Here is a 13191-nt window from a genome sequence, read left to right on the forward strand (position 1 = left end):
CATCGGCAAGTTTATTTATAGATAGTATAACAATGTGGAGTACAAGGAGAAACTGGATGGACAGAGACCATATTTCTCAATTGCTGCCATTAAAAATCTGTGATGGCTGGTCTGTAGTACTGAACAATTTAAGTTCAGAAAGAAGGATGCAAGAAAAATGTGAATTACTAATACTGCAAAATGAAAAACGAAAGGCCTTTATTAAGGTAATTTATGAAAATGATCAATACCATGTCATAGTAACGGGTTTAAAAACAGATAAGATTTATGAAGATGAATCTTTTGATGAGATAGAACAATTATTAGAAGAGTTAGAATATCAAATCTGGACTGTGGGAAGCGGGGTTTTAGAGGGTTTGCAGCCGCTAAACCAACATGTTCCCAATTTCTTAAGGCTTAAGATACCGGCGGGTTGGACTGTTGATTATATTACATTAAAAGATACTGATCCTAAAACTTTAGAGGAAAATGATGATGCTTGGTTATTTGACTTTAATCAAGATCTCCTGCAGATTTCTCATAAGACAAAAAATTTGCTGCTTGACGTAGGATGGTACCCAGAAGGGGATCCCACTGGAAGTTATGGCATTGAACTGATAAAAAACGAAGATTGGGAAAATCCTCTAGAAGATATGATGTGTACTGAACTTAAAGAATTAATTACACAATTGGATTATATTTTTATGAAAGAAATGAAAAATGAATATTAACAAAAAGCAGATGATACTATCTGCTTTTTTTCAATGAAGCATAATTTGCTGAAGGAGTCTTCGCTAGATCGAAACACAGGAAGATTGGGCGCGAAGAGAGGAAAACAAGTGAAATGAAAATACATCAAATTCACGATTTTCATCTAAAAGATGAAGCGGATTTTATTCAAATACAACAATCCCTTATACATAAAATCAACCTATCCCCTGTCATCCATCCAAACTCCGTCAACACCTGCGCAGGCGTCGACCTCGCTTATTGGGAGCAGGACGGGGAACCGTACGGGGTGTGCAGTATCATCGTCATTGACGCTGATACGAAAGAAGTCATTGAAAAGGTGCACAGTATGGGGAAAATCAGCGTGCCGTATGTGTCCGGTTTTCTTGCGTTTCGCGAGCTGCCTTTGATCATCGAGGCGGCGAAAAAGCTGGAGACGGAGCCGGATGTCTTCTTGTTTGATGGCAACGGGTATCTGCATTACAATCATATGGGCGTTGCCACCCATGCGGCTTTTTTTCTGGGGAAGCCGACGATCGGGATTGCGAAAACCTATCTCAAAATCAAAGGCTGCGATTTCGAGATGCCTGAAAATGAAGTCGGCGCATACACAGATATTATCATTGACGGCGAAGTATATGGCCGGGCGCTGCGGACGCGGCGGGATGTGAAGCCTATCTTTTTGTCTTGCGGAAATGACATTGATTTAGAAAGCAGCTATCAGATCACGATGAGTTTGATCAATCATGAAAGCAGACTGCCGATCCCTGTCCGTCTGGCTGACCTTGAAACACATGTCTTGCGAACGTTTTATCGGAAAAATCACGTGTAACACTTGGGGCTCTAAGCCGCCAAGTGTTTTTTTGTATGCCTGGTGTCTGCTTTATTAAAAACCTTGTCGTCCTTGCGGATAAGGTTTCTATTTGAATGTTTTTCGCGTCAAATCGATAAAAGCCTTTAATGGTGCAGACATCCACTTGTCCTTATGCCATGCCAGTTGAGTAAAAACAGGGCATTCATTCTGCCAGTTGAGCTCTTTCATCCGTCCTTCGGCAATATCGTCTTTTACTGTCATTTCAGGCAATAGTCCAATTCCAAGTCCGGCCATCACGCATTGTTTGATGGCTTCTATGCTGACAAATTCTAATTTATTAGGGTAGACTCCGGCGTCTTGTAAAGTGTCCTCAAAGAGCGTGCGGTATGAGCAGCCGTCCTCTGTCAGCAGAAGGGTTTCGTTTTGAAGATCCTTCAATGTTACTGGTGAGTCTGCTGGAAAAGGATGGTCATTGGCGGCTACCATTTTGATCTCATCCTGAATCAAAGATTCAACGTGCAGTGCGTCTTCCGTTCGGTTCACATCTAAAATGAAGGTGATATCAAGCTGGCCCTGTAAAAGCTGTTCTTTCGCTTGTTCGTTGGAAATATACGGTTTGAATATGAGCTTTACTTGCGGAAAAGCCTGTTTAAATTCTTTTATGATAGGCGGAAGTCGATATGTGCACTGGCTTTCCGTCGCCCCGATTTTCAAGGTTCCGGTTGTTTCTCTTACTTGATTTGCGGCCATTTTTGCTTCTTCTGTTAACGCAATAATCTTCTCCGCATAGGATTTGAATGTTTTGCCGGCTTCTGTCAGGATAAGCCGCTTGCCGAGCCGTTCAAATAAAGGAGTCCCGATTTCTTCTTCAAGTGATTTGATCTGAGAGGTAACGCTTGATTGTGCATAGTTAAGCATCTTGGCGGTTAGGGTGAAGTTTACATGTTCTGCTGCGGTAATAAAGGTGATCAGCTGCTTCAATTCCATTTGATCTCGCCCTTTCTAAATCGATTTTATCGATTGGAATAATCGAAATAATCATCTGTATTGATTGATGAATCCATTATATGATGAAGAAAATCATTCGTAAACAAAGGAGCGGATGCATCATGAAAATTGCGGTTATTAATGGCGGAACTCGGTCTGGCGGAAATACGGATATTCTTGCGGATAAAGCTGTTCAAGAATTCGATGCGGAGCACATTCATTTGCGGAAATATCGGATCCGGCCAATTGAAGATCTGCGTCACGCCCAAGGCGGCTTTCGTCCTGTTCAAGATGACTGCGATTCTATTATTGAACGGATATTGCCGTGCGATATTCTCGTCTTTGCCACCCCAATTTATTGGTTTGGCATGTCAGGGACATTAAAGCTGTTTATTGATCGCTGGTCACAGACGTTGAGAGATCCGAGATTTCCTGATTTTAAACAGCAAATGTCAGCGAAGCAGGCCTATGTAACAGCAGTGGGCGGAGACAATCCTAAACTAAAAGGGCTGCCGCTGATTCAGCAATTTGAACATATTTTTCATTTTATGGGGATGCCCTTTAAAGGCTATGTGCTGGGAGAAGGCAATCGTCCCGGTGATATTCTTCATGATCATCAGGCGCTGAACGCTGCGAGCAGCTTACTGAAAAGAAGCGATGCGTTATGAAGTTTTCGCTGTCGGTCATTGCTGGCATGCTGATTCTTGCATTGTTTTTATTTTGGAAGGTCCAGCCTCCTGTTTGGATACAGGTTGAAACCGATTCGCCTCAGTTGAAGCAATCTGTGAGAATGGCAGGAACCACGCTGCAAGTCAAGCACATCATCAAGAGTGATGCAGGAGAAGAAACAGCTGTCATATCAAACGGCATTTCCGGGCCAAAATAAAAAAGCACCTGTCCAGGTGCTTTTTTCTACATATGAGGAACCACAAGGCCTCCATACAAAAATGCCGCGATAATCAGAAAGGCCGGATGCAGCTTGAATTTTGTCAGGGCAAGGAGAGAAATCCCCGCAATGACTAGTGATTGAATCCAGCCGATCGCTTTGATGCCGTCTGCGCCGATTTGCCATGTAAGAATGAGCATCATGACGGCGATGACGGGCTGGACGGACAGCGTCATGCCTTTGATGACGGGTGATTGGCGGAAGCGCTGAATGATGCGAAGCAGCACGATCAATGCGAGCGCTGACGGTACGACGGTTGCGATCAGCGCAATCAGGAAGCCGGGCCATCCGCCTGCGCTGTAGCCTACATACGCGGCGATTTTAGTGGCGATCGGGCCGGGTAATGCGTTCGCAAGGGCGAGCATGTTTGAGAATTGGTCGTTTGAGAGCCAGCTGTATCTGTTGACGACTTCTTCAAACATGAGCGGAATAGACGCAGGGCCGCCGCCATATCCGAGTACATTTGCAATAAAAAACGCCATAAATAAATAGATCATCATCATGAAGCCGACATTCCTTTATCTTTTGAACGTTTATTTGTGATTTTGTCTTTTAATTTAAAATGAAACGCGCCGTATGCTAAGAAAATAATAATGACAAAGCCGGGATTGATCTGCAGCGTTTGCAGGCCGATAAAAGCGATGATAAAAAACAGGATGCCGGTGACCCAGCCGAAACCTTTTAGCGCTTTTTGGCCAAACTCGTACGCCATGATGCCGAGCATGACGGCGATAACCGGCGTGACGGCGCCAATCATGCCGGCAACAACCGCTGAGTGGCTTAACACATTTACAGCGGCAAACAAGCCTACCATCGCAAGGCATGTAGGCAGAATGTGGGCGAGGGTTGCCAAGATTGCGCCTAACGTGCCTTTCAGCTTGAAGCCCAGATACGCGGCCATTTTCGTGGCAATCGGTCCGGGAAGTGCATTAGCGATTGCTAATATTTCTCCGAATTCATCATCATCAATCCATTTATATTTATTGACCGCTTCATGGCGGATCAGCGGAATCACGGAAGGGCCGCCGCCGAATCCGAGAATGCCTGTTCGCACCATTGCCGCCGTAATGTCCCAAAAGGGGTTTTTCATTGCCGTGTCCTCCTTACAGCTTCATGCCCATTCTGCTTTTATACCGTTTAATCAGCATTTGGCAATCGACGCTGACGACGCCTTTTTGCGTATAAAGCCGTTTTGTCAAAAACTCTTCCATCTCCTGATCATTTGCGAAAATGCCGTGCATATGCAGCTTGCTCGGTCCGGTCATGTGATAAAGGCTTGTCACGGCCGGCTCCTTTTCAAGCTTTAACGCTGTTTCCTCCAAATACTGCGGCTCCACTTCCACATTAAAAAACACGGACACATGGCGGCCGATTTTCGCCGGGTTGATGACAGCGGTGAATTTTTCAATTACGCCGGCATCCATTAAATGCTGGATGCGGTGCTGAACCGCCACACGCGACAGATTAACCCGCTTTCCTAAGTCTGTATAGGAAATCCTCCCTTCCTCGTGCAAAATCGAGAGAATATGTTTATCCGTTTCATCAAGTACAAGGTTCGGAATGCTGTACTCATGTTCCAATCGGCTTCACCTTCCTTCATCTGGTAGACATTATTGTATCATGAAATCTTACGGTATGAAGGATAAATTTTTTAATTGTTTTCGTTACGTAATAAATATTGATTTTTTATTATCGGAAAGAAAATAGTGTGTGAGATTTTCTCTCAGAAAGGTGGATGCCGTCGGTGCCGCTTTTTATACTTGAGAAAATTTGTAAAGGGGCTTGCCATGAATACTTCTACCATCGGAACGAAACAAATGGTCGTCAGTCCGCATTATCTTGCTTCCCAGGCGGGGGCCGGCATTCTTGAAAAGGGGGGAAACGCGTTTGATGCAGCGGTGGCGGTCAGCGCCTGCCTGGCAGTCGTGTATCCGCATATGACGGGGCTTGGCGGAGATTCATTTTGGCTTACATACCATCAAGAAACGGGGCGAATCAAAGCTTACAACGGGAGCGGCCGCTCAGGAAAACATGTGACGAGAGACTTGTATCGAGGCAGAGAAGCGATACCGATGCGAGGGACAGAAAGCGCCATTACCGTTCCGGGAATGGCGGACAGCTGGGATGCCGTGCTTTCGGCGTACGGGCGTCTTTCGCTCGCTGAGGTGCTGAAGCCCGCCCTTGATTATGCGGCAGACGGATTCCCGGTGTCCGCCGACCAGTGCGCCCACACAGAACGAAATCTCGCTCTTTTAGCCTCAACACCTTATACCTCAGCCATTTTTACGAGAAACAAAAAAGCGCCCATGCCTGGCGAGCGGTTTGTCCAGAAGGATCTGGCGGCCAGCTTGGAGCAGCTTGCCGAAAAAGGCAGGAGCGCTTTTTACGAAGGGGATATCGCCCAAAGCATCACATCATTTCTGCAAAACAACGGCGGCCGTCTGACGCTTGATGACTTTAAAGCCCATCGCGGCGAGTGGACGGACCCGGTATCCTCCGATTACCGCGGGTACCGCATCTATCAGGCTCCCCCGAATTCACAGGGGTTTACAGGCTTAATGACGCTTAATATATTGGAAAACTATGATTTTTCTAAGATCGAACACGGCTCCTTTGAATATTATCATTTGCTGATCGAAGCGCTGAAAAAGAGTTTTCAGCATCGGAATGAAGTGCTGACTGATCCGGCGTTTTCTCATATTCCGCTGGATCGGTTACTTGATAAACAATATGCAAAGCAGCTGGCGGAAGAAATCGGTTACACGGCTGCGCCGGCGGTAAGCCGTCCGGTCGGAAGCGACACTGCTTATGCCGCCGTCAGAGATGCGGAAGGAAATGCCGTTTCCTTTATACAGAGCCTTTATTTTGAGTTCGGGTCAGCCGTTACGGCGGGGGAGACGGGCATTCTGCTGCAAAACCGCGGGTCATTTTTTTCGCTGGATGAATCTCATGTCAATACGCTCGAACCCGGCAAACGGACCTTCCACACCCTCATGCCGGCGATGGCCTGTAAAGAAGGGAAGCCGCACATCCTGTACGGCACCCAGGGAGGAGAAGGCCAGCCGCAAACTCAGACGGCGCTGATTACACGCATTATTGATTACAACATGGACCCGCAGCAGGCGGTCAGTGAGCCGCGCTGGGTGTGGGGGCGGACATGGGGAGAGGCGTATGAAGGGCTGAGGGTCGAAAGCCGGATCAGCCGTGAAACGAGAGAAGCATTAAAGCAAAGCGGCCACCGCGTCGAGACGGTTAGCGATTTTGACCGGATCATGGGACATGCTGCAGCGATCGTCATTGATGACGAAGGTTTTCTCCAAGGCGGGGCCGACCCGCGCGGCGACGGTGCGGCCGCAGGGGTATAGAGCATGATCCGTTAACGGATGAAAAAAATAAGTACGCCGAGTGCGGCAGATAGCCCCGCGTAAAACGAATCGTACACATATTGCTTTTTCTCCCGCCGGTGCCGCCGCTCCATTAAGCCGCTGCAGCAGAAAAGCATGGAAACAACTCCCGCAAATACGTACATTTCATTGATTAATGACACCGCTGCGATGCCTGAAATAAGCAGTATGATTTCGATTAATCGATGTGTGCCGTTTATCGGCTTCTGCTTTTTAACAGGCTTGGCAAATGGAGAACTTTGACGGAAAATACTTGAAACATAAAGCTGAGCAAAATAAATACGGCTGAAAAAATCAGTAACTGAATGAAATCCATCGTTTGCCCCCTAAACACTTGTCATTCGTTTAGGACCTTGTAAGTTTCAATCTTTTATAAGACATTAGACTGAGTTAAACGGTCAACAGATAAAAAAAGACCCCTTTTAAAAGGGGTCTTTTTGACTAGTTTCTTCTATTATATTGGCTCCTGTTTCAGGTCGGGCGGACAAGTGTAAATGTCTTCCCGAGTCTGGCGTATTCATTCCCCGCGAGCCTCGCCGCAGGCTGCAGTTCATCGGTCCGTATGTAGCCCTTATCGGCATCATATACTTGATCATTCAAATGAAAACAAACGACTCTGCCGATGATGAGATCTGTCGTCGTTTCCCCTCCGTCATTCTGGAACGGAAGGTGGCGTTCGAGTATACATTCAAACCTGACCTTCGCTTCTTTTATACCGGGAACGCTGATCCAGGTGCTGTCTGTTACGGAAAGGTCTGTCAAGTCAAGCTCGCTGACATCAGGGCCAAGCCTTGCCGCCGTTTTGTTAATGTCTTCAATGATGGACTCATCACTGACATGCACGACGAATTCCCGATGAGCGATTATGTTTCTCGCAGTGTCTTTCTGCTGTCCCTCCGCGCGGTTTACAGAAATGGCAAGAAGCGGCGGATCTGCGGAGACAACGTTATAAAAACTGAAGGGCGCCGCGTTTACGGCGCCGTTGATAGATGAACGCGTAGTGACAAATGCAATCGGCCGGGGAACTACTGTGCCCGAAAGCAATTTGTAGGTATCTTTCGCGTTCAATTCGTCTGCTCGTAAGATATGCATCATGTCAGCCGCCTTTCTTTTTCGTATGACCTGATTATACCGAAAGAAAATTCGGAAGCACAACAAAAGAAACCCGGATGCATATCTTATTTCGTGGCATATATCTGTTTGAGGAAAAAGGCTTCCGTTTAGCCGGCAGCCTATTTACAAGTGATATTAGGTTGTTGGGGGATTACTTCTTATAGTTTTTCTTTACAACCCAGACATTTCCGTCTTTCCAGTACTCTGTTTTGGTGCAGTAATCGTCTTTTTTATGGCTTTGTTTTTTATGAGAACGGTAAGGTTTTTTCTGAGTGCGTTTTTTCTTGCGGCGGCACGATTTTTTCTGACTGCGAGATTTTTTGTGAGAACGCGATTTTTTCTGACTGCGAGATTTTTTGTGAGAACGCGATTTTTTCTGACTGCGGGATTTTTTGTGAGAACGGCACGATTTTTTACGGCTGCGGGATTTTTTGTGAGAACGTGATTTTTTATGGCTGCGGGATTTTTTGTGAGAACGTGATTTTTTATGGCTGCGGGATTTTTTGTGAGAACGTGATTTTTTATGGCTGCGAGATTTTTTGTGAGAGCGGCATGATTTTTTATGGCTGCGAGATTTTTTGTGAGAACGTGATTTCTTGTGGCTGCGAGATTTTTTATTTTTGCGGGACTTTCTTTTCTTACTGCTCTTTGGTTCTTGGTACAAATAATCTTTTAATCCCTCGGTGCTTGCGGACTTTACTGCTTCTTCGATATCAGAATGGGAATAGTGGCCCATTTTGAAACCTCCTCTTGATATATGTTTTAAGGATGCGATCCTTACTACCACATAGTACGCATGGATAAAAAAAGTGTATGTGTGTTCCGCTGAGTTTTATCGAAAAAGCACAGCCTAAATTAATACAAGGAGGTTTTCAGGTGAAAGACCAATCAGCATTGCCTTTATATCAGCTGTTTATTCACCCGAAGGACTTGTTGGAGCTGAAAAAAGACATTTGGGATGATGATCCGGTGCCCGCGGTGCTGAGAGTGAATCAAAAACGCCTTGACATTGATCTGGCGTACCGCGGCTCTCATATAAGAGACTTTAAGAAAAAATCGTATCACGTCACTTTTTATTCGCCGAAAACATTTCGCAGGGCTAAAGAAATACATTTAAACGCCGAGTACAAAGATCCGTCGATGATGCGGAATAAGCTGTCTCTCGATTTCTTCGCGGAGCTTGGAACGCTGTCGCCAAAGGCGAATTTCGTATCCTTGCAGATCAACGGCAAATATGAGGGTGTGTACCTTGAGCTGGAGTCAGTAGATGAATATTATCTGGCGAAACGGAACCTGGCTGACGGCGCTGTTTTTTACGCGGTGGATGATGATGCAAATTTCTCCCTCGTCAGTGATTTGGAGCGGGACACGAAAACATCGCTCGAACTTGGCTATGAAAAGAAAACGGGAACGAAAGAAGACGATTTTTATCTGCAGGATATGATTTATAAAATTAATACCGTGCCGAAGTCAGAGTTCAAGGGGGAGATTGTCAAACACTTGGACGCGGATAAGTATTTGCGGTGGCTTGCGGGCATCGTGTTTACCTCAAACTACGATGGGTTTGTTCATAATTACGCCTTGTACCGCAGCCATGAAACGGGACTTTTTGAAGTCATTCCGTGGGATTACGATGCGACGTGGGGACGAGATATTCACGGTGACCGGATGGAGGCTGATTATGTCAGAATACAAGGATTTAATACCTTGACCGCAAGACTTCTGGATGAACCGTATTTCCGCAAAGCGTACAAACGGCTTTTGGAAGAGACGCTTCAGACCCGGTTTACCATTGAACATATGAAGCCGAAGGTCATGTCGCTGTATGAGCAGATCAGGCCGCATGTCGCGAAGGACCCTTATAAAAAAGATGAGCTTGATCGCTTTGACCGGGAGCCTGATGTGATTTGCGAATACATTAAGGAACGGTCTGCTTTCATCAGCAGCGAGTTAGAGCAGTGGAATATCTGATTTGGGGAGGAAGAAAGATTTTTTACAAATAGGCTGGTGAACCAGTTCCCGAAAAGAATCGGGATACGTATATATGCATTATGTTTGAAATTAATGAGAAATATGACTAGGAGGACAATAGATGAAACGCAATACGAATCGGCATCGGTCTGATGACAACTTTCTGCATGCGATGGAAGGAAAAGTGATTACTGTCTATCGGGGAGGCCCGGAGTCCAAGACAGGAAGATTGGCAGACATCCAATCGGATTATATCGCTCTTCAGGTTGATAATAAAATCGTTTACTATCAATGGAAGCACGTGAAAAGCGTTACGGAAAATACGAGTGAGACCTTATCGCCGGTTGAGCCGGCAGAATGCGAGAGAGCTGATGATTTTCAAGACTTGATCAGCAGGATGACCAATCGCACGGTGCAATTGAATCAGGGGGGTCCGGAATCGAAAAGAGGAAAGCTTCACGAAACAGGGGATGATTTTCTCGTGCTGGAAACGGACGATGACGGAATCGTCTATTTTAATGCCGACCATGTCAAAAGCATCAGCGCCGAACAAGAAGAGGACGGCCAAGAGGAGGAGCGCCCGGAATTTGAAATGGCTGATGATTTTCACGGCATATTTAAACGCCTGATACACAAATGGGTTTCCATCAACCGCGGAGGTCCTGAAGCCGTTGAAGGTATACTTGTGGATAATTCCGACGGCCACTATACTCTTGTGAAAGATAAAGAAGTGCTGCGGATCTACCCTTTTCATATCAAGAGTATCAGCGCAGGGGCAAAAGGAGCGGCTAAAAAAGACGAGAATCAAGACGAGAATAAAGGTGAGAAAGAGTGCGCTGAAGAAGCATCACATGAAGAGCAGCATACTTCCTCTAAAAAATCGAAAAGATCATCAAAGTCCGTACGATCCTCAAAACGGGAAAAAGATGAATCTTATAGCTACGCCACTGTATTAAGAACAATAGATTACCGGTGGAAACACGGCCGTAAATGACCGGAAAGATTGTCCGAAAACGAGGGAGAGGGGAGGATGAAATGGCTGGGTTAAGCAGATTTCTGGATAAACAAGTCGATATTGAGATATCGGGAAATACAACATTTTCAGGAACTCTTTTGGATATCGGTCATGATATCATTGTGATCCATGACGGCCGGACGTTTCTTTATATCCCGCTGCTGCATCTGCAGCGGATGACTTTGACTGTGCCGGACGATGAGAATAAAGGGCCGCACACAAGAGAAGAAAGTCCGCATCCTGAAAAACAGGAACATTCATTTTCTTACCGGAATACCCTCCAGCATATAAAAGGCAGATTTACAGAAATATTCGTTACGGGAGACCGGTCCATTCATGGCTATGTAACAAGTGTTTTAAACGATTATTTTGTTTTCTTCTCTCCGGTTTATAAGACGCTTTTCATCTCAATGCATCATTTAAAATGGCTGACACCTTATTCCGATGAGCAGACGCCGTATACATTAAACAGCTCAGAACTGCCGGTCGTTCCCGCCAGTGTGCCCCTTGTCCGGAATTTTGAGGAGCAATTAAAAAAATATACCGGCAAATTGATTATTCTGGATTTAGGAGATATACCGAATAAAGTGGGGCTGTTACAGGACGTCTCAGATAACATTCTTGAATTGACCAATGCGGACGGAGATACGGTCTTTTGGAAATTGAATCATTTAAAAACCATGCACCTCCCATAAATAATAAAACTGCCTCTCTTATACAGCAGGCAGTTTTTTTCATCGGAGCTAAAGATATATCCAGCTGATCCAAACATATAAAACGGTAATGGTAAATACAACGGTGAGAGGGACAACGACAATGGTCGTTTTGATATATTCTGACCAAGAGACTTTTTCGCCGTGCTGTCTGATGATATGCATCCAGATCAGCGTGGCTAATGTCCCGATCGGCAGAAGCAATGATCCGATATCACTGCCGATAATATTAGCTAAATAAATGATTTTTACGGTTAATGGGTCAATTGACATTTCAGTTAATGTCAAGGTGCTGATCATTAGGGCAGGATGGTTATTAAACAAATTAGAGAGGACGGATGTAGCAATACCCATAATAGAAGCCGCGTGGGCAATGCTCTGTGAGACATAAGGCTCAATATACTGAACAAGCCATGCGGTCAGTCCGATATTATGCAGTCCGTAGATGATAATGTACATCGTGAAGGCAAAAACAAAGATATGCCAGGGCGCTTTCCTTAATAAGTCTGCCGGACTCATTTTTAAATGAAACCATCTCCAGGCAAGCAGGATGACTGAACTGATGACTGCCACAAGTGAAACGGATATGCCGCTGTATGAAGCGGCAAACAGACTGACCCGCACTAACAATACAAACGCTAAAACACAAAACATGATTTTCGTACGGCTGTTTTGGGCCTGATCTGGCGGAGGCTGAAGCGGATGATATCTTTTGTGTTCCAGTGAATCAAAATGAACCGGAATATCGGGGAGCTGTTTCGGCAAGCGGCGGTAAAAAACAGCAAACAGCAGAAAGGCCATAAACACGAGCCCCAGCGTGCCGGGGATAAACATCATATTGGTGTACAAATAAAGGTCCATGCCTATCATTTTGAGAGAAATTAAATTGACGATATTACTGACGCCGATAGGAGTGCTTGCCGCCGTCGCAATTAAGACGCCGCTGATTAAATAGGGCGTTTTATGATGTTTTTTAAGTCCGAGATACTTTAATACCAACAGTAAAATAGGAGTGGTGATTAAGACGCTGCCGTCATTATTCAGAAAGAGCGTCATTGAAAAACAAAGCAGGTTGGTCAGCCAAAACAGCCGGATGCCTGATCCTCTGGCGCGATGGAGCAGCTTGGCTGCCGCCCAATTAAAAAAACCGAAGCTTTCGAGCGCGATCGCCATAATCATTGTGGAAATAATGGTGATCGATGCCCCGGTGACTTTAGACCCTATATCTCCTAAATCATGAAAGGAAACGGTTCCGCATAACAAAACGAAAATGGCGCCCAGCGATGCCGGAACGGCTTCATTTAATCCCCGGGGTCTCCAAAAAATAAGAATAATGGTCACAAAGAAAGAAATCAGGGTCAATATGACGCTAATATGTGTAATATGTTCTGCCTCCTTTTTGGATGGGTCATTGCCGCCCCGTTATTTTTATCCCTCCTGATCAGTTGTACTGTATGTATACGAGTACAGGCCGAAAGGTGTACTGAGCGTTTCTACTAATTTAGTAAAATTCCATTAAA

The 13191-nt window shown here is 45.4% G+C and carries 16 protein-coding genes; 8 read left to right on the forward strand and 8 right to left on the reverse strand.

Annotated elements, in window-relative coordinates:
* Nucleotides 1-56: 56 nt before the first annotated feature.
* On the forward strand, nucleotides 57-710 hold the full coding sequence (locus ICW23_RS08905) for a hypothetical protein (RefSeq protein ID WP_188154357.1): 654 nt from the start codon (nucleotides 57-59) through the stop codon (nucleotides 708-710).
* 113 nt (nucleotides 711-823) lie between these two features.
* Nucleotides 824-1540: an endonuclease V gene (locus ICW23_RS08910; RefSeq protein ID WP_188154358.1), complete on the forward strand. Its 717-nt coding sequence runs from the start codon at nucleotides 824-826 to the stop codon at nucleotides 1538-1540.
* Between the two features lie 87 nt (nucleotides 1541-1627).
* On the opposite strand, the gene ICW23_RS08915 is transcribed toward ICW23_RS08910, so the two are convergent.
* Nucleotides 1628-2509: a LysR family transcriptional regulator gene (locus tag ICW23_RS08915; protein WP_045926388.1), complete on the reverse strand. Its 882-nt coding sequence runs from the start codon at nucleotides 2507-2509 to the stop codon at nucleotides 1628-1630.
* A 122-nt stretch (nucleotides 2510-2631) separates the two neighbouring features.
* On the opposite strand from ICW23_RS08915, the gene ICW23_RS08920 reads away from it, so the two are divergent.
* Nucleotides 2632-3177, forward strand: a complete 546-nt coding sequence (locus ICW23_RS08920) for a flavodoxin family protein (RefSeq protein WP_188154359.1) — start codon at nucleotides 2632-2634, stop codon at nucleotides 3175-3177.
* On the forward strand, nucleotides 3174-3395 hold the full coding sequence (locus tag ICW23_RS08925) for a hypothetical protein (protein ID WP_188154360.1): 222 nt from the start codon (nucleotides 3174-3176) through the stop codon (nucleotides 3393-3395). The genes ICW23_RS08920 and ICW23_RS08925 overlap by 4 nt, the downstream gene beginning before the upstream one ends.
* A 26-nt stretch (nucleotides 3396-3421) precedes the next feature.
* Here ICW23_RS08925 and chrA read toward each other — a convergent pair whose 3' ends face one another.
* The 3 genes from chrA to chrS are packed head-to-tail and all read right to left on the reverse strand — an operon-like array spanning nucleotide 3422 to nucleotide 5035.
* Nucleotides 3422-3958 carry a chromate efflux transporter ChrA gene (gene chrA / locus ICW23_RS08930; protein ID WP_047475836.1) on the reverse strand — a complete coding sequence of 179 codons (537 nt, stop codon included), beginning with the start codon at nucleotides 3956-3958 and terminating at the stop codon, nucleotides 3422-3424.
* On the reverse strand, nucleotides 3955-4545 hold the full coding sequence (gene chrB / locus ICW23_RS08935; protein ID WP_188154361.1) for a chromate efflux transporter subunit ChrB: 591 nt from the start codon (nucleotides 4543-4545) through the stop codon (nucleotides 3955-3957). The genes chrA and chrB overlap by 4 nt, the downstream gene beginning before the upstream one ends.
* A 13-nt stretch (nucleotides 4546-4558) precedes the next feature.
* A complete protein-coding gene (gene chrS / locus ICW23_RS08940) occupies nucleotides 4559-5035 on the reverse strand; it encodes a chromate efflux transcriptional regulator ChrS (protein WP_016937711.1) in 477 nt (158 codons plus the stop codon).
* Between the two features lie 207 nt (nucleotides 5036-5242).
* Between chrS and ggt the strand changes: the two genes are divergently transcribed.
* A complete protein-coding gene (gene ggt / locus ICW23_RS08945; RefSeq protein WP_188154362.1) occupies nucleotides 5243-6820 on the forward strand; it encodes a gamma-glutamyltransferase in 1578 nt (525 codons plus the stop codon).
* An 11-nt stretch (nucleotides 6821-6831) separates the two neighbouring features.
* On the opposite strand, the gene ICW23_RS19220 is transcribed toward ggt, so the two are convergent.
* The 3 genes from ICW23_RS19220 to ICW23_RS08960 form a co-directional block, all read right to left on the reverse strand.
* A complete protein-coding gene (locus ICW23_RS19220) occupies nucleotides 6832-7002 on the reverse strand; it encodes a hypothetical protein (protein WP_395941060.1) in 171 nt (56 codons plus the stop codon).
* Nucleotides 7003-7330: 328 nt separating this feature from the next.
* On the reverse strand, nucleotides 7331-7951 hold the full coding sequence (locus tag ICW23_RS08955; RefSeq protein ID WP_188154363.1) for a flavin reductase family protein: 621 nt from the start codon (nucleotides 7949-7951) through the stop codon (nucleotides 7331-7333).
* A gap of 172 nt (nucleotides 7952-8123) precedes the next feature.
* On the reverse strand, nucleotides 8124-8708 hold the full coding sequence (locus ICW23_RS08960) for a CotG/ExsB N-terminal domain-containing protein (RefSeq protein WP_188154364.1): 585 nt from the start codon (nucleotides 8706-8708) through the stop codon (nucleotides 8124-8126).
* 140 nt (nucleotides 8709-8848) lie between these two features.
* On the opposite strand from ICW23_RS08960, the gene ICW23_RS08965 reads away from it, so the two are divergent.
* The 3 genes from ICW23_RS08965 (at nucleotide 8849) to ICW23_RS08975 (ending at nucleotide 11653) form a co-directional block, all read left to right on the forward strand.
* Nucleotides 8849-9943 carry a CotH kinase family protein gene (locus ICW23_RS08965; RefSeq protein WP_188154365.1) on the forward strand — a complete coding sequence of 365 codons (1095 nt, stop codon included), beginning with the start codon at nucleotides 8849-8851 and terminating at the stop codon, nucleotides 9941-9943.
* Between the two features lie 121 nt (nucleotides 9944-10064).
* Entirely contained in the window at nucleotides 10065-10937 is an 873-nt protein-coding gene (locus ICW23_RS08970; protein WP_188154366.1) for a spore coat protein, read from the forward strand.
* Nucleotides 10938-10978: 41 nt separating this feature from the next.
* Nucleotides 10979-11653 carry a hypothetical protein gene (locus ICW23_RS08975; RefSeq protein ID WP_047475828.1) on the forward strand — a complete coding sequence of 225 codons (675 nt, stop codon included), beginning with the start codon at nucleotides 10979-10981 and terminating at the stop codon, nucleotides 11651-11653.
* A 48-nt stretch (nucleotides 11654-11701) separates the two neighbouring features.
* On the opposite strand, the gene ICW23_RS08980 is transcribed toward ICW23_RS08975, so the two are convergent.
* Nucleotides 11702-13033 carry an arsenic transporter gene (locus tag ICW23_RS08980; RefSeq protein WP_016937718.1) on the reverse strand — a complete coding sequence of 444 codons (1332 nt, stop codon included), beginning with the start codon at nucleotides 13031-13033 and terminating at the stop codon, nucleotides 11702-11704.
* Nucleotides 13034-13191: the final 158 nt, after the last annotated feature.

It is taken from the genome of Bacillus sp. 1021 (assembly GCF_014534735.1).
Taxonomy (GTDB): Bacteria; Bacillota; Bacilli; order Bacillales; family Bacillaceae; genus Bacillus; species Bacillus siamensis.